Genomic DNA, 20,063 nt, shown 5'->3' on the forward strand with positions numbered 1-20,063 from the left:
GGCGCGGCCGTCCTTATTACGGGTCGCTCGTCGCGTCCTTGTACAACTCGGCCGCTTCCTTGCCGAGCACGACACTGTAGGAGATGTCGGGCGTCAGTCCGCCCTGTTCGTGGCCGCCGATGACGCCCACGACCTGCTGGTCGCCGTTCACCCAGGGGCTGCCGCTGGTGCCGCCGGTGAAGCCCGGGCAGTCGATGCGCTGCTGGGTGGCGCTGTGCTGGGTGGGCTTGTTGGTGCAGCTGATGGGCTGGTCGGTCGCGGAGGGGTAGCCGGTGATGGTCACCGCGGTGGCCCCGGTCTCCGTCCCGGTGGTGAACCGGTAGGCGCCGACCACGTCCTCGATGTTCTTACCGTCCACCTCGGCGACCGTGGCGAAGCCGATGTCGCTGTCCTCGCCCTGCCCCTGGTTCCACCCGTCCGGGAGATACCGCTGCACGACCTTCCACACCCCGTAGGGCGCCTTGCCGTCCCGGTAGCCGGGCACGAAGACGTCCCCGGGGTCGCCGTCCAGGCAGTGGGCCGCGCTGACGATGAGGTCGTGCCCCGCGCTGTGCACCACGGACGCGGTGCAGTGGTGGCCGCCGGCCAGGCTGGTGGCGTGCGCCGACCCGAACAGGGCTCCGACCCGCACGCTCTGTTTGTTCACCTCGGTCACGGTGGTCACGCCGAAGGGCCCCGGGCCGTCGTCCGCGGTCGCCACGGACGCCGAGGTCAGGGCCAGCGTCACCACGGCGACGAACAGCGCGTACCGGCGGTTGCCCGCGAGGCGAGCGGAACGGGAGATGCGTGAGCTGCGCTTCATCGGCCCCCACTTTGTCCCACGAAGGTGAGAAAGGACGTCGACGTTTGCTGAGATTTCGCTGTGAACGGCTCGTGCAATGACTCGTTCGGCGCTTCGTTCGGCGGTCTGTCCACCGTACTGTCCTCCCGTCTCTTCTGCCCCCTGAGCGATACTCGATGCCGCCCCGGCTCCAGAAAGAGGAATCTCCCGTGTCCGACATCCCGCCCGACCTCACCTGGGAACGCGCCGCCCCACCGGACGCCACCGGACCCGGCCCCTGGATAGAGATCGCCTTCGGCGAGGGGGACGACGGCGAGGCCCCGGTCTACATCCGCGAGACCAGCGACCCGGACAACGTGGTCACCACCAACCGCCGCAAGTGGGACGCTTTCGTACTGGGCGTCCAGGCAGGCGAGTTCGACCACTTCGTGGAGGGCGTGGCGGACGCGGACGGGGCGGACGGGGCGGACGGGGTGGACGCGGCGGACCCAACAGCCCCGGAGACCGGGCCACATGCATAGAAGCCGCGTCTTCGCCCTCCTGATCGACACCCCCGGGCCGGAGGCCGCCGCCGCGGCGGCCTTCTGGGCGGCGGCCCTCGGCGCGCCCGCCGCACCGGTCCCCTCGGAGGAGCAGTTCACCACCCTCCACGAGGCGATTCCCGGTCTGGTGACGGCGGTTCAGTCGATCGACGACACCAACCCGCGCTTCCACATCGACATCGAGACCGACGACGTGGAGGCGGAGACCGCCCGCCTCCTCGCCCTCGGCGCGACCCCGGTCTCCCGCTGGCTGGAGTGCCGCACCCTGCGCGCCCCCGGCGGCCACCTGCTGTGCGTGCTGCCGGTGCACAGCGACCCCGAGGTCTTCAACGCCGGTGCGCGCAAATGGAGTTGACGGCGCCCGTACCGCTCAGAACGTCGTCGTCATCCCGCCGTCCACCGCGATCGTCTGCCCCGTGATGAACGATGCCGTGTCGCCCGCCAGGAACACCACGATTCCCGCGATCTCGGCCGGCCGCCCCCAACGCCCCAGTGCGGTACGGGTCTTGAGCCACCGGCCCCACTCGGGGTCGTCCGCGAGACCGGCGTTGACCTCGGTCGCGAACGTGCCCGGTGCCACCGAGTTGACGGTCGTGCCGCTGGGCCCCAGGTCCGCGGCGAGGGCCCGGGTCAGCCCGTCGAGGCCGGCCTTGACCGTGGCGTAGGCGATGTCCCCGGTGCGGCCCAACTGTCCGATGACGGAGGAGACGTTGATGATGCGGCCCGGAGCGCCCCGGGCGGCCAGCCCCTCGGCGACGGTCCGGCTCAGCGCGTACGCCGAGGTGAGGTGGACGTCCAGCATGTGCGCCAGCGCGTCCGGAGTCATGTCGTACAGCCCTCGCCGGTCGCGCCGGCCGACGTTGTTGACCAGGACGTCGATGTCACCGAGCCCGCTCACCGCCTCCCGGGCCGCCGCGCGCTCGGTGACGTCGAAGACCGCGGCCGAAGCGTCCAGCCCCTCGTCGCGCAGCGCCCGCACGGTCGCGCCGACGGTGGCCCGGTCGCGCCCGTTGACCAGCACCCGCGCGCCCGCCCCGGCCAGCCCCCGGGCCATCTCCAGGCCCAGCCCGCGCACCGAGCCGGTCACCAGGGCCGTACGCCCGACGAGCGAGAAGGCATCGTGACCGCCCATGCCGCGACCTCCACCGGAGCTGGCACTGAAACACTCGTTTCAGTTACGGTAGCGCAGTGGGCACTCCATCGTCATCAGGGCCTTCTCCCCGGCGCACCGAACTCCTCGACGCCTGCTACGCCTATCTCCTCGAACACGGCCTCACCGGCCTGTCCCTGCGCCCCCTCGCCGCCGCCACGGGCACCAGCCCGCGCGTCCTGCTCTACCTGTTCGGCAGCAAGGACGAGCTGCTGCGACAGCTGCTCGCCAGGGCCCGGCACGAGCAGGTGGGGACGATGGCCGCCGTGCTCACCGAAGCCGGAGCCGAAGCCGGAGCCGACGGCCTCGACGACCTCGTGGACCGCCTCTGGGGCTTCCTCTCCGCGCCGGAGCAACGCCCCATGGTGCGGCTGACGTACGAGGCCTTCCTGCTGTCCCTGGGTCACGATCCCGGCCCGTGGGCGGGCTTCGCCGGCGAGGCGGCCCGGGAGTGGCTCGACCTCCTCGCGCGCGCCCAGCCGCCCGGCACCCCGCCCGACCTCGCGCGGGCCCGGGCGACGCGGGCCCTGGCACTGGTCCGGGGCCTCCTGCTGGATCTCCTGGCCTGCGAGGAACCGGAACGGGTGCGGTCCGCGCTCACCCTCGGGACCGAGGGGCCGGCGCCCGCTACGCCACCGCCCCCACCGGGAACCGCACCCCGGTGAGCTCCTCCGAAGCCGCCCACAGCCGTCCCGCCGCCTCCACGTCACTCGCCTCGGCGCTGCGCCCCACCAGCGTCGGCGCCCCGCGCATCTCGCCCAGCCCGCTCGGGCCGACGTAGCTCGCGCCCGGGAGGTCCTGGGTCGCCGCGTACAACGTCGGCAGGGCGCCGCCCTTGTCGTCCTGCGCGAGGACCCTGTTGCCGACGGCCATCAGCGCGCGGCCGACCGGGTTCGCCGTGTGGCTCTGGAGGTTGGTGGCCGCCCAGCCGGGGTGGGCAGCCAGCGCGCGGACGTGTGAACCGGAGGCCTCCAGCCTGCGCTGGAGTTCGAGCGTGAACAGCAGGTTGGCCAGCTTGGACTGGGAGTAGGCGCGCTGCGGGCCGTAGATCCCGTCGAGGTTGAGGTTCTCGAAGTGGATGTAGCCGTCGCCCATCCTGTGCGCGCCGGAGGAGACGGTCACCACGCGGTCGGTGATGTGCGGGAGCAGCAGGTTCGTGAGGGCGAAGTGGCCCAGGTGGTTGGTGCCGAACTGCGTCTCGAAACCGTCCCGGGTGCGCCCCTCGGGGAGCATCATCACGCCCGCGTTGTTGACGAGCAGGTCCAGCGGGCCGTCCCACCCCTCGCCGAACTCCCGCACGGACGCCAGGTCCGCGAGGTCCAGCCGCCGCACCTCGGTGCTGCCGCCCGCCCTGGCCGCCGCGGCCCGCCCGCGCTCCGGGTCCCGCACGGCGAACACGACGTGCGCGCCCGCGCGGGCCAGCTCGACGGCGGCGGCGAAGCCGATACCGCTGTTGGCGCCGGTGACGACCGCTGTCCGGCCGGAGAGATCGGGGATCCGGCTCGCGTCCCACTTGGCCGCCCTGCCGGGGCCCTTGCCACTGATGGTCTTGTCCGTGTTGTCCATGCCTCCCAATGTAGGCAACGACTACAATGCTGTCAATGACAACAATGATGTCGGTAGCAACAATGCTGCCGCCGCCTACATCGGGATACGATGGTTCGCATGCCTGTACGCCCCTATCACCACGGAGACCTGCGCTCCGCCCTGCTCGCGAGCGCGGAGCGCACCCTGCTGGAGAAGGGCGTCGCGGCCCTGTCCCTGCGTGAGCTCGCCCGGGACATCGGGGTCAGCCACGCCGCCCCCGGCCGCCACTTCAAGGACAAGCAGGCACTCGTCGACGCGCTGGCCCTGTCCGGCTTCGAGCGCATGGCCCAGCTGCTGAACGACACCGACGACACGCAGGCACCCCTGGAGGAGCGCCTCGTCGCGCTGGCGAAGGCCTACGTCCACTTCGCCGCGTCCAACGCCGAGCTGCTCGAGGTCATGTACACCCGCAAGCACGACCCGGACATCTCCGAGCAGCTGATCGCGGCCGTGGAGAGCACGACGGTCCCGTTCGTGCGGATCATCTCCGACGCCCAGGAGCGCGGCGAGATCGTCGCCGGCGACGCCTGGACGGTGAGCCTGGTGGTCGGCGCCGCCCTCCACGGCACGGCCTCCTTCGCGGCCCAGGGCACCCTCACCCCGGAGGCCGCGGTCGCCGGCATCCCGGACCTGATCCACCACCTGCTGAACGGCCTCAAGCCCCGCTGACGTGCCGCCGGTCGGCGCCGTTCAACGCGCGTCACGCTGTGGATTTTCGGTGGAGAGAGTCAAGCCCGGGCCATTGCCACGCCATCCCGGCGCCATTGATCAGCAATCCCCCAACCCCCTTGAGTAACGCGGAAGTCAGAGTTCCGGAATCCTCCTTGTTGTCACGTACTCAACAAGAGATGGTCGTCACGGGCCGCCGCCCCCACCGGGAACCTCACCGGTGGATCCCCCACCCGCAGGCCTCTGCCCACCTCTCCCTGGAGGCTGTACGTTGCGTACGTCACCCCCCAACTCCCCCCACATACGCGGCAACTGGCGAAGAATCGGTTCTGCCGCCGCCGCGACCGCCGCACTCCTGATCGCCGGCCTCGGCACCGCGGCCCACGCGAGCGCCGAGACCACCTCCCACAAGGTGAGCGCCAAGACGATCGCCACCCAGGTCGCCAAGGCCCACGTCCAGTACGAGAAGGCCGCCTGCGGCGCCACCCCGAAGAAGGGGTTCGCCGCGTGTAACGCCCTCCGTGTCACCGGCGGCACCACCGCCTTCATGGAGAAGCAGGCCGCGCTGAAGGGCGTCGCGCCGAAGACCATCTCCCCGAAGGCCGCCACCGACGACCCGACCGGCTACGGCCCCTCGGACATCCAGTCCGCCTACGGCCTGGCCGACGCCGCCGCCTCCGACGGCTCCGGCGAGACCGTCGCGATCGTCGACGCCTACGACGACCCGAACGCCGAGGCCGACCTCGCGACGTACCGGTCGTACTACGGCCTCTCGGACTGCACCACGGACAACGGCTGCTTCACCAAGGTCAGCCAGACCGGCTCGACGACCTCCCTCCCCTCCGCCGACAGCGGCTGGGCCGGCGAGGAGTCCCTCGACCTCGACATGGTCAGCGCGACCTGCCCGAACTGCAACATCCTCCTGGTCGAGGCGAAGTCCGCGAGCGACGCCAACCTCGGCACCGCGGTGAACGAGGCCGTCAAGCTGGGCGCCAAGTTCGTCTCCAACTCCTACGGCGGCTCGGAGTCCTCCTCCGACACGACGTACGACACCTCGTACTACAAGCACGCGGGCGTGGCCATCACCGCGAGCGCGGGCGACGAGGGCTACGGCGCCGAGTACCCGGCTGGTTCCCGCTACGTCACCGCGGTCGGCGGCACCAAGCTCTCCACCTCCTCCAACTCCCGCGGCTGGACCGAGAGCGTCTGGAAGACGTCCAGCACCGAGGGCACCGGCTCCGGCTGCTCGGCGTACGACGCGAAGCCGTCCTGGCAGACCGACGCCACCTGCACCAAGCGCATGATCGCCGACGTCTCCGCGGTCGCCGACCCGGCCACGGGCGTCTCGGTCTACGACACCTACGGCGACGACGGCACCGGCTGGGGCACCTACGGCGGCACCAGCGCCTCGTCCCCGATCATCGCCTCGGTCTACGCCCTGGCCGGCACCCCCGGCAGCAGCGACTACCCGGCCTCCTACCCCTACGCCGCGGCCGGCACCTCGGCCCTGAACGACGTCACCAGCGGCAACAACGGCACCTGCTCCACGTCGTACTACTGCACCGCGAAGTCGGGCTACGACGGCCCGACCGGCTGGGGCACCCCGGAGGGCATCTCGGCCTTCACCGGCTGAGGCACTCCCGCAGAACCTCCCCGTCGGGTCACGGGGAGCCGCCGGCAGAGGGGGACGTGGGGTCCCCTCGGCGGAGCAAATGGCAACGGGCCGCGGCAACCAGCCGCGGCCCGTTCGCCGTGTCTCAGGCCCCCCGACAGGCCCCGACAGACCCCTGTAGGCCCCAACTCCCATGAAAAACCTGTGGGTTTGGTAAAGAGCCAGACCCTGTTCGGTAAGCCGGAAGTCAGGATTCCAGCAGCCTCTTGTTGTCGCGTACTCAACAAGAGATGGTCATCGCGGGCCGCCCCCCACCGCCGGGGAAACCGCACCGGCGACACGCACCCGCACTGCCCCTGTTCCACCGACTCAGGAGGCTGCACCTTGCGTACCACGACCCCCAACTCCCCCCACACGCACGGTAGATGGCGCCGCATAGGGTCCGCCGCCGTAGCCACCGCCGCACTTGTCTTCACCGGCCTCGGCACCGCCGTACAGGCCGACGCGGCAGCCGGCGCCACCACCTCCACCGCGGTGACCTACGCCGCCACCCCCTGTGCGACCCCCAAGCACACCGGCGATCTCACCTGCAAGTCCTACCGCGTCACCGGCGGCCTGACCGCCTACCAGAAGATGCAGGCCGCGAAGACGGGCATCACCCCGAAGGCCGCCGACGCGTCGACCCCCTCCGGCTACAGCCCGACCAACCTCCGCTCGGCCTACGGCCTGACCTCCGCCGCCGCCTCCAACGGCTCCGGCGAGACCATCGCGATCGTCGACGCGTACAACGACCCCAACGCCGAGGCCGACCTCGCGACCTACCGCTCGTACTACGGCCTCTCCGCCTGCACCACGGCCAACGGCTGCTTCAAGAAGGTCAGCCAGACCGGCTCGACGACGTCGCTGCCCTCGTCCGACGCCGGCTGGTCCGAGGAGATCTCCCTCGACCTCGACATGGCGAGCGCGATCTGCCCGCTCTGCAACATCACCCTCGTCGAGGCCACCAGCGCCAGCTACGCCAACCTCGGCACGGCGGAGAACGAGGCCGTAGCCCTGGGCGCCAAGTTCGTGTCGAACTCCTACGGCGGCTCGGAGTCCTCGTCCCAGACGTCGTACGACACCTCGTACTACAACCACGCGGGCGTGGCCATCACCGTCTCCTCCGGTGACAGCGCCTACGGCGCCGAGTACCCGGCGACCTCCCGGTACGTCACCGCGGTCGGCGGCACCAAGCTCTCCACCTCCTCCACCACCCGCGGCTGGACCGAGACCGTCTGGAAGACGTCCAGCACCGAGGGCACCGGCTCCGGCTGCTCCGCCTACGACGCCAAGCCCAGCTGGCAGACCGACACCGGCTGCACCAAGCGCATGGAGTCCGACGTCTCCGCCGTCGCCGACCCCGCCACCGGCGTCTCGGTCTACGACTCCTACGGCGTCACCGCCGGCTGGTACACCTTCGGCGGCACCAGCGTCTCCGCCCCGATCATCGCCGGTGTCTACGCCCTCGCCGGCACCCCGGCCAGCGGCACCTACCCCGCGCAGTACCCCTACGACTACGCGGGCACCTCGTCCCTCAACGACGTGACGAGCGGCAACAACGGCTCCTGCACCACGGCGTACTTCTGCACCGCCGAGACCGGCTACGACGGCCCGACCGGCTGGGGCACCCCGGAGGGCATCTCGGCCTTCGCGAACTGAGGCCGGACCAAGGGACCCCGAAGGACCCCCACCCTGCTCCGCTCTGATCTGATCCACAGTCACATGTCATGCCACCGTGGGTCGTGGGGGCCACACGTGGCATGAGAGAACGGGCCGCGGCATCCAGCCGCGGCCCGTTCATCATGAGAACATCAGCACGAGCAACTCGATAATCAGGGGCTAACGACCGAACCACGCACAGGTTCCGCCCAGGCCTCGTTGCCCGGCGTTACCTACCGTGATACACAGAGTGACCGTACGTAGTATTCGTACGAAACTCGCCAACCAATGACGCCAAGTCGACATACGTCGGCGCCATTGTCGGCGACAATGGCGTCTGACCTCTGCGCACCCGCAGAGGATGCGGAACTACCCACCAGGGGCGGTGACTTACATGCTCTTTGCGGCCGACAAGGGAGACATCAACACCATCATCGGCGGGATCGCTCCGGACTGGGGCCCCTTCGGCAGCCTGGGCAACGAGGCCAAGGTGATGATCGAGGTCGTGATGGCGGTCGCCATCCTCCTCTGTCTCGGAATCGCCGTATGGGGTGCCGCCAAACAGCGCATCGGCGCGACGGCGCTCCGCGACACCTTCAGCGCGGAACAGGGCAAGGGCCTCATCATCGCCGGGCTGACCGGGGTCTTCATCATCGGCTCCCTAGGCACCCTCTTCACGATCGTGTACGGCATGGCCGTATAGCCGCCGGACTCGACCGCCCGCTCTCCCCACCCCACCCGCCCGTCGCGCCCACCGGCTGAGGTTGCGTTTCCCTGATGTCGAGTCACCACACCGCGCCCGCGCGGGAACCAGCACGGCTACCGTCGTACTTCCAGATGTTTCTGGACGACGGCGAAGGGGCGTACCCGGCATGAGTTCCGGAGACGAGCACGAGACCTCCGGCGGTTACGGCGGCACCGGCCAGACCCGCACCCGCTACCCCCAGGGCGACGGCGGCGACATCTACGGCGGCGCCCGCAAAGGCACCCGATCCTCCTCCAGAAGCCTCGTCACAGTCGTCGGAGTGGTCGTCCTCCTGATCGCCGCAATCGCCTTCGCGAACCGGGGCGGCAACGACTCGGCCTCCAACGACACGACCGTGTCCGGCGGTTCGAAGCCGGACGCGAGTTCCACGGCCGCGAGCGGCACGAAGCCGGTGCAGACGAAGGCGGGCGGGATCCCCGCCGGGTTCGCGCACGACCAGCAGGGCGCGGAGAGCGCGGCGACCAACTACGCGACCGTGCTCGTCTCGGCGGACATCCTCAAGCCTTCCCGCCGGACCGAGATCGTGCGACAGGTCTTCGCCGCCGACAAGCAGACCACGCTCCAGAACAGCCTCGACCAGGCCTATTCCAAAGAGTTCCTGAGCAAGCTCGGCCTGGACGCGAACGGCAACGCGAGTGCGGGAAACACCTACATCTCCCGCACCGTACCCATCGGCACCAAGGTCACGAGCTACTCGGACACCGCGGCGACCGTGGAAGTCTGGTGCACCGGGCTGTACGGCACGGCCGGCACGCTCTCGACCAACCCGGTGACCAGCGACTGGTTCACCCTGACGCTCCACCTGCGCTGGGCGGACGGCGACTGGAAGGCCGACAGCTTCTCCCAGAAGGACGGCCCCGCCCCCGTGCCCGGCGACAACAAGGCATCGACTGCCGACGAGATGGCCAAGGCCGTCCAGGAGTACGGAGGGTTCACCTATGCCCGGTAGCTCACGTCTCGTACTCAAGGCCGCGGCCGCCTTCACCGCCGTACAGACAACCGCCGTACTGCTGGCCACCCATGCCGTCGCGGCCCCCTCGCCCACCCCGACACCGACGGGGTCCTCGGCGGCTCAGGAGTGCAAGCTCCTGGTCGGCGAGGCCAAGGACATCTGCGAGAACGGCAAGAAGGGTGCGGGCACCACCACCCCCAGCACCACCGACACCCTCGACCCCCTCTCCTCCCTCGCCAAAGGCTGTGCCGAAGCCGCCTCCTGGACCATCGACAAGCTCAGCGACGCCGTCAAGGACACCGCGAACGTCGACTTCACGAACTCCAAGTTCCTTCAGCAGTACGCGGTCGTCTTCGCCGCGTCGACGATCCTCACCCTCCTCCTGTGGCTGCTCGCGGTCGCCAAGCGCGCGGTGCGAGGCGTCCCCCTCACCACCGCGATCTCCGAGGCCGTCGGCTTCCTCTGGCTCACGGTCATCGCCTCCGCGTTCACACCGCTGATCCTGTACACAGTCGTCTCCGCCACCGACGGCATCTCGGACGTCCTCGCGAAGACGACCGGCAACCAGGACACCTTCTTCGGTAACTTCTCCAGCGCCCTGGCCAAGGGAAACAACATCGGCGGCGGCCCGATCATGCTGATCGTCGTCTCCCTGGTCAGCATCCTCGCCGCCGGCGTCCTCTGGCTGGAGCTCGTCATCCGCGCCGCCCTCCTCTACGTCGGCGCCCTCCTCGGCACCGTCGTCTACGCGGGCCTCGTCGACAAGAACCTGTGGGGCCACGTCCGCCGCTGGGCGGGCATCATGATCGCGGTGATCCTGGTGAAACCGGTCATCGTCATCGTGCTCGGCCTGGCCGGCGCGCTGTCCACCGCCGACGGCCCCGACTCGTTCTCCGCCGTCGTCTCCGGCCTCGCCATCATCCTGCTGGCCATCTTCGCCAGCGCGATGATCTACCGCTTCGTCCCCGGCTTCGGCGACGACATCGCCAACGGCCGCAACAACCGCATCATGCAGGGCGCCGAGGGCAAGGCCGCCGCGGTCATCAGCTCCCCGGCCACCATGGTCGCCCAGGGCATCAAGACCCACAGCGCCCGCACGAACGACGGCGGAGGCGGCGGCCAGTCCTCCGGCTCCGCCCGCCCGTCCAACCCGGTCTCCGGCGGCGTCGCCGCCCACAGCACCCGCCCCTCCTCGGGCGGCGGCGGAGCAGTCCCCGCTTCCGCGCCCCCGCCCCGCCAGAGCCCGGCGAACACCCCGCACGCCGGCAACGCCCGCAACAACCGCACGGGAGGTGAAGGGCGTTGACGGCTGAATCCCACACGGCCCATATGTCCCATCCGATCACGCCCCGCCGGACATATCTGATCGGCCGGGCCCGGCCGAACGCGATCGTCGGCAAGAATCGTGAGACCGGTGAGATCGCGCTCATCATCATGGGCGCCTTCCTCGGCATGATGTGCGGGCTCCTCGTCCCGGTCCTGTCCCTGCGGATCGTGCTGCTGACGGGTTTCCCGCTGCTGGCGCTGATGGCGGTCTACGTGCCGTACAAGCGCCGCACGTTCTACAAGTGGTTCGAGATCAACCGCAGTTACAAGCGCACCCTGCGCAACGGCACGGCGTACCGCTCCTCCGTCATGGAGGCCGGCGTCCACCTCGACGGCCGCGAGGTGGAGATCGGGCCGCCGCCCGGGATCGGCCGCATCAACTGGCTGGCCGCCCCCTTCGGCCCTGACGAGATCGCCGTACTCCTGCACGCGGACCGCCGTACGGTCACCGCCGCGATCGAGATCGAGGGCCCGGGCGTCGGCCTGCGCGACAGCGAGGACCAGGAGGCCCTCGTCGACCGCTTCGGCACCCTCCTCAAGCACGTGGCCAACGGCGACGGCTTCGTCACCCGCCTCCAGATGCTCGCCCGCACCCTCCCCGCCGACCCGGACGCCCACGCCAAGGACGTCGCCCAGCGCGGCGACGAGAAGTCACTGACGTGGCTGCAACAGTCGTACGACCAGCTGCAGTCGATGGTGTCCACCAGCAGCGAGCAGCACCGCGCCTACCTCGTCGCGTGCATGCACTTCACCCGCGAACTCTCCTCCGAGGCCAACGCGATGGCCCGCGCCGCCCGCCCCCAGGCAGGCCGCAAGCTCGACCGGGACGCGGGCATCGCGGTCGTCATGGCGCGTGAACTCACCGACATCTGCTCGCGGTTGCAGGAGGCGGACATCCGCGTACGGCAGCCGCTCGGGCAGGGCAGGCTCGCCTCGCTCATCCACTCCATGTACGACCCGGACCACCCCATCGACCACATCCAGGCGATGACGAAGCGCAACGCCTGGCCGGCCGAACTCGACGCCATGGAACCGACGTTCCTCCAGGCGAAGACCCGCGAGTCGTCCACCCGCGAACCGTGGTGCCACGCCACGGCCTGGGTGAAGGAGTGGCCGATGACCCCCGTGGGCGTCAACTTCCTTGCCCCGCTGCTGGTCCACACCCCGGACGTGATCCGCACGGTCGCCGTCACGATGGACCTCGAACCCACCGAGGTCGCCATCGAGCGCATGCTGACCGAGAAGACCAACGACGAGGCCGACGCCTCCCGCGCCGCCAAGATGAACCGCACCGTCGACCCCCGCGACGTGGCCGCCCACGGCCGTATGGACCAGCGCGGCGAGGACCTGGCGAGCGGCGCGGCCGGCGTGAACCTGGTCGGCTACATCACCGTCTCCTCCCGCAACCCCGAGGCCCTCGCGCGCGACAAGCGCACGATAAGGGCGTCCGCCGGCAAGTCGTACCTGAAGCTGGAGTGGTGCGACCGCGAGCACCACCGCGCGTTTGTGAACACACTGCCGTTCGCCACCGGCATCCGGAGGTAGGGGTCAGATGCGGGATCCGCTGTCCGTCCTCACCGACGCCTTCACGTCCTTCCTCTTCGGCAAGATCGAGTCCACCCGCCTGCCCGTCCGCACCTCGACCGGCCAGGCCCAGGCGGTCTATCTCCCCACGGCCGCCCCCGGGTTGGGCGACTCGGGCGTCATCATCGGCCGCGAGGTCTACTCCGGCAAGGGCTACATCTACGACCCCTTCCAGCTCTACGGCCAGCAACTCCCCGCCCCCCACTGGCTGGTCCTCGGCGAGTCCGGCAACGGCAAGTCGGCCCTGGAGAAGACGTACGTCCTACGCCAACTCCGCTTCCGCGACCGCCAGGTCGTCGTCCTGGACGCCCAGGGCGAGGACGGCGTCGGTGAATGGAACCTGATCGCGGAGGAGTTGGGGATAACCCCCATCCGCCTGGACCCGACCGCCGCCCTGGACATGGGGATTCGCCTCAACCCCCTCGACCCGGCGATCACCACCACCGGCCAACTCGCCCTGCTCCGCACGATCATCGAGGTGGCGATGGGCCACGGCCTCGACGAACGTTCCGGCTTCGCGCTCAAGGTCGCGCACGCCTACGTCAACGAGACGATCGTCGACCGCCAGCCCGTCCTCATGGACATCGTCGAGCAACTACGGCACCCGGAACCGGAGTCGGCCGAGGCGATGAACGTCGCCATAGACGACGTACGCGCCTGGGGCCTGGACGTGGCCCTCGTCATCGACCGCCTGGTCGACGGCGACCTCCGAGGCATGTTCGACGGCCCGACGACGGTGGGCATCGACCTCGACGCCCCCCTCATCGTCTTCGACCTGTCCCACATCGACCGCAACTCCATCGCCATGCCCATCCTGATGGCCATCGTCGGCGTCTGGCTGGAGCACACCTGGATCCGCCCCGACCGGAAGAAGCGCATCTTCCTGGTCGAGGAGGCCTGGCACATCATCAACAGCCCCTTCGTGGCCCAACTCTTCCAGCGCCTGCTGAAGTTCGGCCGCCGACTGGGCCTGTCGTTCGTGGCGGTGGTCCACCACCTGTCGGACGTGGTGGACGGAGCGGCGGCGAAAGAGGCCGCGGCGATCCTCAAGATGGCCTCGACACGGACGATCTACGCCCAGAAGGCGGACGAAGCACGCGCCACGGGGCGGGTGTTGGGGCTACCGCGCTGGGCGGTGGAGATCATCCCGACCCTCACCCCCGGCATCGCGGTCTGGGACGTCAACGGCAACGTCCAGGTGGTCAAACACCTCATCACCGAGACGGAACGCCCGCTCGTCTTCACCGACCGCGCGATGACCCAGTCCTCCCGCGACCACGACCGCGAACTGACCGACGACGCCCTGCGCGCCGCCGAGTTGGAGGCGGAGGAACGCGCGGCGGCCTTCATGGAACAGCATTTGAGCGATCTCGACGGCTCCTCCGAGTCCACCGTGGCGTGAGAGGCGAAGAGGCGAGATGAGACCGAACGACGAACGGGAACGAGAACGGGAACGCCGAGGAGGCATCCCCGACGGCCTGTTGATCGGCCTGCTCGCCTTCCTCCTCGGCATGACCCTGCTGGTGTGGTCGGCCACGGGCCTGGCAGCCCTGTTCTCCAAGGGCGCCTGGCCCACGGGCGTGACCTTCGCCCGCACCCCCTTGGCCATGCGCCACCTGATCGGCCAGCCGCACGACATCACCGGCGCCTGGCCGAACACCCCAACCACCCAACTCTCCGGCTACGGCCTCTTCTGGGGCCTGTTCATCAGCCAGCTGATGGTCCTGTTCGTCCTGACCGTGTTCACGATGGGCACGGTGGCGAGATGGCGGGCGGTACGGGCCAGAAACCGAACGGCGGTACAGGCACCGGAAGTTCAGGAAGTACCGGCACAGAGACCAGAGCCGCAACCTCAGCCGACGCCCCTCCTCGAACAGCCTCCGAGCGCACCGCCGCTCGCCTCTGCCTCAGCCCCAGCTTCTCCGATGAACGGTGAACGGGTGGCTGGGTGGGAAAGGCTTTTCGTGGCACCGCCGGAAAGTCGCCAAACAACCGCAACCCAGGCAGTACGGGACGCGGAAGGCCCAGCCCTCGTAGTCACGTCGAACCCCACCATCTGGCAGGACACCAAGGACGCCCGAGCCAAACTCGGCCCGGTCCTCCTCTACGACCCCACCCACCTCTGCGACACCCCGGCCCGCCTCCACTGGTCCCCCACCACCGGCTGCGAGGACAAACAGACCGCGGTGAGACGAGCCGCCGCCCTCCTGGCCCCCGTAAAGCCCACCGCGAAGATCGACCAGGCGGTGGCGGACACCGCCGAGACACTCCTCCGCAGCTACCTGCACGCCGCCGCGATCGACGGCCGCACCATCCGCCACGTCCACCGCTGGTCCCAGGGCACCCAGATCCAGGACGCCGTACGAACCCTCCGTACGAACCCCAAGGCGGCCCCGGGCGCGGCCGGCGAACTCGAAGCCGCCCTAACCTCCCACCCCGAACGCCGGGACATCGCCCAGGAGTTGACGAGCCGCGCACTGTCCTCCCTCTTCACGGTCAACATCCGCGAGGCCTGCACACCCAACAGAACTGACGCGCTCTCCTTGGATTCCTTCGCGAACGAAGGGGGCACGCTTTATCTGGTAGGTGAATCCATCGAGGACCCCCGTACAAACCCGGGTGCGATGCCTCTCCTCACCGCCCTCGCATCAAGCGTGGTCGAGCGCGGCCGGCACATGGCCGAACGGTCATCGGCCGGTCGCCTCGACCCACCAATGACGCTCGTCCTGGACGACATCGCCGCGGTCGCCCCACTCCCCCAACTCCCCGACCTCCTGGCCACGGGAACAGAGCGAGGCCTCCCCACCCTGGCCCTCCTCCGCTCCCGCGAACAGGCCAGAGCCCGCTGGCCGCACCACGAACTCCCGGTCTGACAACGGCAGTTCTTCCCGTACGAGCAGGTCGGCGCCGAAATACTTGGATGACCGGCCCCTTGAGCCCCCCGTAGGGTCTCCCGCATGACTCTTGCTCACGACACGACCAGGGACGACGGTCCCGCCCTCGTCCTCCTCCACTCCGCCGTCTGCGACCGCCGCATGTGGGACCCCCAGTGGCCGGCCCTGGCCGACGCCGGATACCGCGTGGTGCGCTGCGACTTCCGCGGCTTCGGCGAGACGCCCCTGCCGGACCACCGCCACAACGACGCCGAGGACGTACTCGCCCTCCTCGACACCCTCGGCATCGAGCAGGCGACCCTCATCGCCTCCTCCTACGGCGGCCAGGTCGCCCTGGAACTCGCCGCCCGCCAACCGGACCGCGTCTCCGCGCTGGCCCTGCTCTGCTCCGGCCTCCCGGGCCACCAACCCACCGACGAACTGCGCGCGTTCGGCGAGCGGGAGGACGAACTCCTGGAGGCGGGCGATGTCGACGGAGCCGTAGAACTGAACGTGGACACCTGGCTGGGCCCGGACGCCGACGAATCGGCACGGAAGAAGGTACGCGGAATGCAACGGCAGGCCTTCGACATCCAACTGGCCGCCCCCGACGGCGCCGGACGCAACAAGGTCGACTTCGACCTCACGGCCGTCAAGGCCCCCGCCCTCGCCGTCTCGGGCGGCCACGACCTGCCGGACTTCCAGCACATCGCGGCCCACTTGCCGAGCCTGCTCCCCCACACCCGCCACCTCGAACTGCCCTGGGCCGGCCACCTCCCCAACCTGGAGCGCCCCGCCGAGGTGACAGCCCTGCTGACCGACTTCCTGCGCGAGACGGCCCCCACCGCTCCCTGAACCGGCCGAACCAGACGGGCCTACGGCGCCTACGGCCGCTCGAACGCCATCTCCAGCTCGCGCTCGTCCGCTTTCCCGGGGAACGGCACGACCACCCCCGTGGGCACGAAACCGACCTTGCCGTAGAACCGCCGGGCCCGTTCGTTGTCCTCGTGCACGATGAGCCGCACCCGCTCGACGCCACGCCCCCAGGCCCACTCAAGGGCCGCGTCGAAGAGCACCTCGGTCAGCCCGATGCCTCGCACTTCCGGGCGCACGAACACCCCGACGATGTGCCCCTGCTTCCGCTCGACCGCGAAGCCGGCCCAGTCGACGGTCCCGGCCTCCTCAAGAAGCACGGTCAACGTCCCGACCCACTCGCCGTCCGGCCCCTCGGCAATGATCTGCTGAGCCTTCTCGGCACCTTCGGCGGCTCCTACGGCCCGCTCCTGGTAGAAGGAGTCCGGCTGGGCCTTCGCAGCCTCATAGGTCTCCAGGAAGGCGAGATGCGCGACGGGATCCTGTAGAGCAACCAGCCGCAGTTCCTTCGCCGCGGCCCACTCGTCGGCGCGTATCGAACGGATCTTGTAGTTCATGGCAGCAACGGTAGCCCAAACGCAGAAAACCCCCGTACCGAATAGACGGTACAGGGGTTTTCGCAATATTTGTTCGGCGGCGTCCTACTCTCCCACAGGGTCCCCCCTGCAGTACCATCGGCGCTGTAAGGCTTAGCTTCCGGGTTCGGAATGTAACCGGGCGTTTCCCTCACGCTATGACCACCGAAACACTATGAAACACATCAACCGCACCGCACGTGACCTGTACGGGGTTGTTCGTGGTTTCAGAACCAACACAGTGGACGCGAGCAACTGAGGACAAGCCCTCGGCCTATTAGTACCGGTCACCTCCACCCATTACTGGGCTTCCAGATCCGGCCTATCAACCCAGTCGTCTACTGGGAGCCTTAACCCATCAAGTGGGTGGGAACACTCATCTCGAAGCAGGCTTCCCGCTTAGATGCTTTCAGCGGTTATCCCTCCCGAACGTAGCCAACCAGCCATGCCCTTGGCAGAACAACTGGCACACCAGAGGTTCGTCCGTCCCGGTCCTCTCGTACTAGGGACAGCCCTTCTCAATGTTCCTGCGCGCGCAGCGGATAGGGACCGAACTGTCTCACGACGTTCTAAACCCAGCTCGCGTACCGCTTTAATGGGCGAACAGCCCAACCCTTGGGACCGACTCCAGCCCCAGGATGCGACGAGCCGACATCGAGGTGCCAAACCATCCCGTCGATATGGACTCTTGGGGAAGATCAGCCTGTTATCCCCGGGGTACCTTTTATCCGTTGAGCGACGGCGCTTCCACAAGCCACCGCCGGATCACTAGTCCCGACTTTCGTCCCTGCTCGACCCGTCGGTCTCACAGTCAAGCTCCCTTGTGCACTTACACTCAACACCTGATTGCCAACCAGGCTGAGGGAACCTTTGGGCGCCTCCGTTACTCTTTAGGAGGCAACCGCCCCAGTTAAACTACCCATCAGACACTGTCCCTGATCCGGATCACGGACCCAGGTTAGACATCCAGCACGACCAGACTGGTATTTCAACGACGACTCCACCCGAACTGGCGTCCAGGCTTCACAGTCTCCCAGCTATCCTACACAAGCCGAACCGAACACCAATATCAAACTGTAGTAAAGGTCCCGGGGTCTTTCCGTCCTGCTGCGCGAAACGAGCATCTTTACTCGTAGTGCAATTTCACCGGGCCTATGGTTGAGACAGTCGAGAAGTCGTTACGCCATTCGTGCAGGTCGGAACTTACCCGACAAGGAATTTCGCTACCTTAGGATGGTTATAGTTACCACCGCCGTTTACTGGCGCTTAAGTTCTCAGCTTCGCCACCCCGAAGAGTGACTAACCGGTCCCCTTAACGTTCCAGCACCGGGCAGGCGTCAGTCCGTATACATCGCCTTACGGCTTCGCACGGACCTGTGTTTTTAGTAAACAGTCGCTTCTCGCTGGTCTCTGCGGCCACCCCCAGCTCACCGTGTAAAACGGATCACCGGTGATGGCCCCCCTTCTCCCGAAGTTACGGGGGCATTTTGCCGAGTTCCTTAACCATAGTTCACCCGAACGCCTCGGTATTCTCTACCTGACCACCTGAGTCGGTTTAGGGTACGGGCCGCCATGAAACTCGCTAGAGGCTTTTCTCGACAGCATAGGATCATCCACTTCACCACAATCGGCTCGGCATCAGGTCTCACCCTCATGTCATCCGGATTTGCCTAGATGACGGGCTACACCCTTACCCCGGGACAACCACCGCCCGGGATGGACTACCTTCCTGCGTCACCCCATCACTCACCTACTAACCGCTTGGACCGGCGGCTCCACCACTTTCCATTCCCCGAAGGGTCCGGAACGGCTTCACGGCCTTAGCATCACGATGCTCGATGTTTGACGCTTCACAGCGGGTACCGGAATATCAACCGGTTATCCATCGACTACGCCTGTCGGCCTCGCCTTAGGTCCCGACTTACCCTGGGCAGATCAGCTTGACCCAGGAACCCTTAGTCAATCGGCGCACACGTTTCTCACGTGTGTATCGCTACTCATGCCTGCATTCTCACTCGTGAACCGTCCACCACTAGCTTCCGCTGCGGCTTCACCCGGCACACGACGCTCCCCTACCCATCCCAGCCGCCGTTGGGCGTATGTGCTGGAATGACACGACTTCGGCGGTACGCTTGAGCCCCGCTACATTGTCGGCGCGGAATCACTAGACCAGTGAGCTATTACGCACTCTTTCAAGGGTGGCTGCTTCTAAGCCAACCTCCTGGTTGTCTCTGCGACTCCACATCCTTTCCCACTTAGCGTACGCTTAGGGGCCTTAGTCGATGCTCTGGGCTGTTTCCCTCTCGACCATGAAGCTTATCCCCCACAGTCTCACTGCCGCGCTCTCACTTACCGGCATTCGGAGTTTGGCTAAGGTCAGTAACCCGGTAGGGCCCATCGCCTATCCAGTGCTCTACCTCCGGCAAGAAACACACGACGCTGCACCTAAATGCATTTCGGGGAGAACCAGCTATCACGGAGTTTGATTGGCCTTTCACCCCTAACCACAGGTCATCCCCCAGGTTTTCAACCCTGGTGGGTTCGGTCCTCCACGAAGTCTTACCTCCGCTTCAACCTGCCCATGGCTAGATCACTCCGCTTCGGGTCTTGAGCGCGCTACTGTATCGCCCTGTTCGGACTCGCTTTCGCTACGGCTTCCCCACACGGGTTAACCTCGCAACACACCGCAAACTCGCAGGCTCATTCTTCAAAAGGCACGCAGTCACGAGAGTGCATGCAAGCATGCACTCCGACGCTCCCACGGCTTGTAGGCACACGGTTTCAGGTACTATTTCACTCCGCTCCCGCGGTACTTTTCACCATTCCCTCACGGTACTATCCGCTATCGGTCACCAGGGAATATTTAGGCTTAGCGGGTGGTCCCGCCAGATTCACACGGGATTTCTCGGGCCCCGTGCTACTTGGGTGTCTCTCAAACGAGCCGCTGATGTTTCGACTACGGGGGTCTTACCCTCTACGCCGGACCTTTCGCATGTCCTTCGCCTACATCAACGGTTTCTGACTCGTCCTGCCGCCGGCAGACGACAGAAGAGAGATCCCACAACCCCGTATACG

Annotated in this window: 17 protein-coding genes and 2 rRNA genes (1 of these 19 cut by a window edge); 13 read left to right on the forward strand and 6 right to left on the reverse strand. The window is 67.8% G+C overall.

Annotation, left to right across the window (positions count from 1 at the left end):
- Nucleotides 1–16: 16 nt before the first annotated feature.
- Complete coding sequence (locus ACQHII_RS22810; RefSeq protein WP_427921047.1) at nt 17–802, reverse strand: trypsin-like serine peptidase; 786 nt, start codon at nt 800–802, stop codon at nt 17–19.
- 188 nt (nt 803–990) lie between these two features.
- Here ACQHII_RS22810 and ACQHII_RS22815 point away from each other — a divergent pair, with 188 nt between their 5' ends.
- Complete coding sequence (locus ACQHII_RS22815; RefSeq protein ID WP_427921048.1) at nt 991–1,302, forward strand: DUF397 domain-containing protein; 312 nt, start codon at nt 991–993, stop codon at nt 1,300–1,302.
- The gene (locus ACQHII_RS22820) at nt 1,295–1,678 is read left to right on the forward strand and encodes a VOC family protein (RefSeq protein WP_427921049.1); all 384 of its coding nucleotides are present in this window, start codon (nt 1,295–1,297) and stop codon (nt 1,676–1,678) included. The genes ACQHII_RS22815 and ACQHII_RS22820 overlap by 8 nt, the downstream gene beginning before the upstream one ends.
- A 15-nt stretch (nt 1,679–1,693) precedes the next feature.
- Here ACQHII_RS22820 and ACQHII_RS22825 read toward each other — a convergent pair whose 3' ends face one another.
- Nucleotides 1,694–2,455, reverse strand: a complete 762-nt coding sequence (locus ACQHII_RS22825; protein WP_427921050.1) for an SDR family oxidoreductase — start codon at nt 2,453–2,455, stop codon at nt 1,694–1,696.
- Nucleotides 2,456–2,511: 56 nt separating this feature from the next.
- Between ACQHII_RS22825 and ACQHII_RS22830 the strand changes: the two genes are divergently transcribed.
- Entirely contained in the window at nt 2,512–3,138 is a 627-nt protein-coding gene (locus ACQHII_RS22830; protein WP_427921051.1) for a TetR/AcrR family transcriptional regulator, read from the forward strand.
- On the opposite strand, the gene ACQHII_RS22835 is transcribed toward ACQHII_RS22830, so the two are convergent.
- Entirely contained in the window at nt 3,101–4,039 is a 939-nt protein-coding gene (locus ACQHII_RS22835; protein WP_427921052.1) for an oxidoreductase, read from the reverse strand. The genes ACQHII_RS22830 and ACQHII_RS22835 overlap by 38 nt on opposite strands.
- Nucleotides 4,040–4,138: 99 nt before the next feature.
- On the opposite strand from ACQHII_RS22835, the gene ACQHII_RS22840 reads away from it, so the two are divergent.
- The 10 genes from ACQHII_RS22840 to ACQHII_RS22885 all read left to right on the forward strand — a co-directional run bounded on the left by ACQHII_RS22840 (nt 4,139) and on the right by ACQHII_RS22885 (nt 16,395).
- Nucleotides 4,139–4,729, forward strand: coding sequence for a TetR/AcrR family transcriptional regulator (locus ACQHII_RS22840; RefSeq protein ID WP_427921053.1), 591 nt, complete (start codon nt 4,139–4,141; stop codon nt 4,727–4,729).
- 271 nt (nt 4,730–5,000) lie between these two features.
- Nucleotides 5,001–6,362 carry a S53 family peptidase gene (locus ACQHII_RS22845; RefSeq protein WP_427921054.1) on the forward strand — a complete coding sequence of 454 codons (1,362 nt, stop codon included), beginning with the start codon at nt 5,001–5,003 and terminating at the stop codon, nt 6,360–6,362.
- Between the two features lie 363 nt (nt 6,363–6,725).
- Complete coding sequence (locus ACQHII_RS22850) at nt 6,726–8,039, forward strand: S53 family peptidase (RefSeq protein WP_427921055.1); 1,314 nt, start codon at nt 6,726–6,728, stop codon at nt 8,037–8,039.
- A 394-nt stretch (nt 8,040–8,433) separates the two neighbouring features.
- Entirely contained in the window at nt 8,434–8,742 is a 309-nt protein-coding gene (locus ACQHII_RS22855; RefSeq protein WP_014673544.1) for a hypothetical protein, read from the forward strand.
- 169 nt (nt 8,743–8,911) lie between these two features.
- Entirely contained in the window at nt 8,912–9,754 is an 843-nt protein-coding gene (locus tag ACQHII_RS22860; protein ID WP_427921056.1) for a hypothetical protein, read from the forward strand.
- Nucleotides 9,744–11,063: a hypothetical protein gene (locus tag ACQHII_RS22865; protein ID WP_427921057.1), complete on the forward strand. Its 1,320-nt coding sequence runs from the start codon at nt 9,744–9,746 to the stop codon at nt 11,061–11,063. The genes ACQHII_RS22860 and ACQHII_RS22865 overlap by 11 nt, the downstream gene beginning before the upstream one ends.
- Nucleotides 11,064–11,086: 23 nt before the next feature.
- Nucleotides 11,087–12,628 carry an SCO6880 family protein gene (locus ACQHII_RS22870; protein WP_427921058.1) on the forward strand — a complete coding sequence of 514 codons (1,542 nt, stop codon included), beginning with the start codon at nt 11,087–11,089 and terminating at the stop codon, nt 12,626–12,628.
- A gap of 7 nt (nt 12,629–12,635) precedes the next feature.
- Nucleotides 12,636–14,069: an ATP-binding protein gene (locus ACQHII_RS22875; RefSeq protein WP_019073677.1), complete on the forward strand. Its 1,434-nt coding sequence runs from the start codon at nt 12,636–12,638 to the stop codon at nt 14,067–14,069.
- A 16-nt stretch (nt 14,070–14,085) separates the two neighbouring features.
- Nucleotides 14,086–15,540, forward strand: coding sequence for a type IV secretory system conjugative DNA transfer family protein (locus tag ACQHII_RS22880; RefSeq protein ID WP_427921059.1), 1,455 nt, complete (start codon nt 14,086–14,088; stop codon nt 15,538–15,540).
- Nucleotides 15,541–15,624: 84 nt separating this feature from the next.
- Nucleotides 15,625–16,395: an alpha/beta fold hydrolase gene (locus ACQHII_RS22885; RefSeq protein ID WP_427921060.1), complete on the forward strand. Its 771-nt coding sequence runs from the start codon at nt 15,625–15,627 to the stop codon at nt 16,393–16,395.
- A 29-nt stretch (nt 16,396–16,424) separates the two neighbouring features.
- On the opposite strand, the gene ACQHII_RS22890 is transcribed toward ACQHII_RS22885, so the two are convergent.
- The 3 genes from ACQHII_RS22890 to ACQHII_RS22900 form a co-directional block, all read right to left on the reverse strand.
- A complete protein-coding gene (locus ACQHII_RS22890) occupies nt 16,425–16,970 on the reverse strand; it encodes a GNAT family N-acetyltransferase (protein ID WP_427921061.1) in 546 nt (181 codons plus the stop codon).
- A gap of 71 nt (nt 16,971–17,041) precedes the next feature.
- Nucleotides 17,042–17,158: ribosomal RNA gene (gene rrf, locus ACQHII_RS22895) — 5S ribosomal RNA — on the reverse strand.
- Nucleotides 17,159–17,245: 87 nt separating this feature from the next.
- Nucleotides 17,246–20,063, reverse strand: a 23S ribosomal RNA gene (locus ACQHII_RS22900) (it continues 305 nt past the right edge of the window).

This window comes from Streptomyces sp. cg40, assembly GCF_050320165.1.
Lineage (GTDB): Bacteria > Actinomycetota > Actinomycetes > Streptomycetales > Streptomycetaceae > Streptomyces > Streptomyces hokutonensis.